2 protein-coding genes are annotated in these 2,125 nt (G+C 59.6%); both read left to right on the forward strand.

Translation table 11 applies throughout. The annotated features are described in order from the left end of the window. Positions 1–165: 165 nt before the first annotated feature. Positions 166–597 (forward strand): hypothetical protein, encoded by a 432-nt coding sequence (locus tag EJI01_RS28180; protein ID WP_126840390.1) that lies wholly within the window; start codon positions 166–168, stop codon positions 595–597. 115 nt (positions 598–712) lie between these two features. Then, a complete protein-coding gene (locus EJI01_RS28185; RefSeq protein WP_126840391.1) occupies positions 713–1,507 on the forward strand; it encodes a DUF5984 family protein in 795 nt (264 codons plus the stop codon). Positions 1,508–2,125 lie beyond the last annotated feature (618 nt).

The following is a 2,125-nucleotide window of genomic DNA, read 5'->3' on the forward strand; positions in this document are numbered from 1 at the left end:
GCCAAGACCAGCCGTTCGGCAACGGCGCTCAATTCGGCGCGGAGCCCCGTCGCGTCGCGCACACAACGGTTTCTGCAAGTCTGGGCGCTGCTGGCTCTGAAGCGCGTGCACACCAACTGAGGGCACATAACAATCGGACGCCGACCTCCCACATCCACACTTCATATGCCCCAAGATTCCGCAGCACCATCCAACCAGCGAACCCAGCCACAAAGTCTCAAGTGGCTTGGGCGTTATGCGGTCTGGGGCATGCCCTTCTCGTATCTCGTCCTGGTCGGCCTGTCCCCACTCGGCCTCAAGGTGCCGACGGTGATTTTCAAGGTGTTCGCCGGCGGGGGAGCCATGTTCGGCTTGCAATCGCTGCTTAAAAAGGAGCCGGACAACGAATACGCTTTAGCTGCGCGCAAGACAAGCCGCATCCAGATGGCGGTGATGCTCATGGCCGAGCTCATCACGCTTCCGTTCTTGCTTGTTCTGCCGCGCGAGCATTGGGCGTCGGCGGCAGGCATCGTGGTGTTCGCGGCGTTCGGGGTGCACATCTTTGTGGGCATTTTGGGTTCGAACCGTCTCCAGGCCATTGCCGAGCGCTTCGCCTAACGGCCAAGACTGGAAGTTCGTCACGACCCTCCAGTTTTCCGCCAGCGGCGCCTTACAGCCGCTCTCGAGCTGGCTAAAGTCGGGCAGAACCGGACCTTCAGAAGCATTCCCGCCCATGCTCTTCAACTTCGCGATGGTGCCTCTCGAAGAGGTTCAGCCCTGGGGCAAGCCCGGCAGACTGAGCCTCAGCTGGTTCGGATTGACCGACAGTCAATACTGGGTGCAAGCTGGCACGTCCGTGCTTCTGGAATACAGCGACGTCGCGCGGAGGCTCGGAAGCTCGCGGTACTGCGACTACCAAGTTGCCCGCCTATACGAAGATGTGATGGCGTTGCTTCCATACATACTTGAGCCGGTGCCGGCCGATCTCATCCAATATATTTCGGGCGATCGCAGCTGCGTGCTGGAGCGAGCGACCGCTTGGCACGCGGCGAACAGCGAGCGCGACGACGATCTCTATTGGGAGATCATCGATGGTTCGAGCACCTGGATCGGCAACCGTAGCCTCCACTTCTCCTACTTGTCGCCGTCCGCAAACATTCTCATGTGGTCAGATGAGTCTCTGGTACACATCGAATGGGACAACCGGGCGAAGCTCGTCGATGGTGTCTGCGCATGGTCGGCTGAATGTGGCTCTCACAGCCTGCCTCGCAGCGAGTTCGAAGAGGAAGTCCGATCGTTCCACAAGCGGCTCATGGATGAAATGTCTGTTCGAGTGAGTCGCGTCGTCGCGGGCGGGCTTCCGGCAGACGTTCATGTTGATGTACCAGGCCTTCTGCGCGAGCATGAGCAGCGGAAGCTCCTACCGGCGTCAGCGTTCGAACTGCCTTCACCACATACCGATTGGCAGGCAGTTCGAAAGGCGCTGCTCGCCATCGATTGCCAAGGTTCGGCCGACCGATGGCGTTGAAGCAGGCCTTTTGGATGGTGTTTGGCTATTCGGTGGCAACGCTCGTCTTACTTGCCGTGTTGACCATCGTCGGGTCACTATTGATCGCAGCGGTTCTTCCACGGGGACATCCGATAGCAGATCGGCTGAGAGCATTCGCCGGCCAGGTCCCAGGCTTGGTTGTACGCGGCGCTGTGTGGCTCCGGACGCTGATTGTTGTCGGTGGACTAGCCCTACTCGTGATCCTGATTCTGGTAAACCTCTAGCCCTCGTGCTACGCCAGAATGCGGGCCACAAGCTGCCATTCGCACTGAATGCCCCATGACAACCTTCGGATTCCTCCTCGCAACGGTCTTCTTCGGATGCCTGAGCTACGACGCCTACCAGTTTCGGCACTCGGCAAACTATCGGGTCTGGGCCGTTCCGTCGCCAATCATGCGTAAGGGCGGGGACCCGCTATCGCTTCGAGAGCAGGAGCGTCTACAGACAAACAAGCTGACAGCGATCGGCGGGATTCCCGGGCTCCATTGGGTTTTTGGGATTCTTGCCGTAGGCTCTGCCGCATGTTCGTTATGGTCCGTCCTTCGATGAGGCTCGAGATCTTCGAATGAACTCGGCATCCGGCGATCGGCGCCTCAC

This window comes from Variovorax sp. MHTC-1, assembly GCF_003984645.1.
Taxonomy (GTDB): domain Bacteria; phylum Pseudomonadota; class Gammaproteobacteria; order Burkholderiales; family Burkholderiaceae_C; genus Variovorax.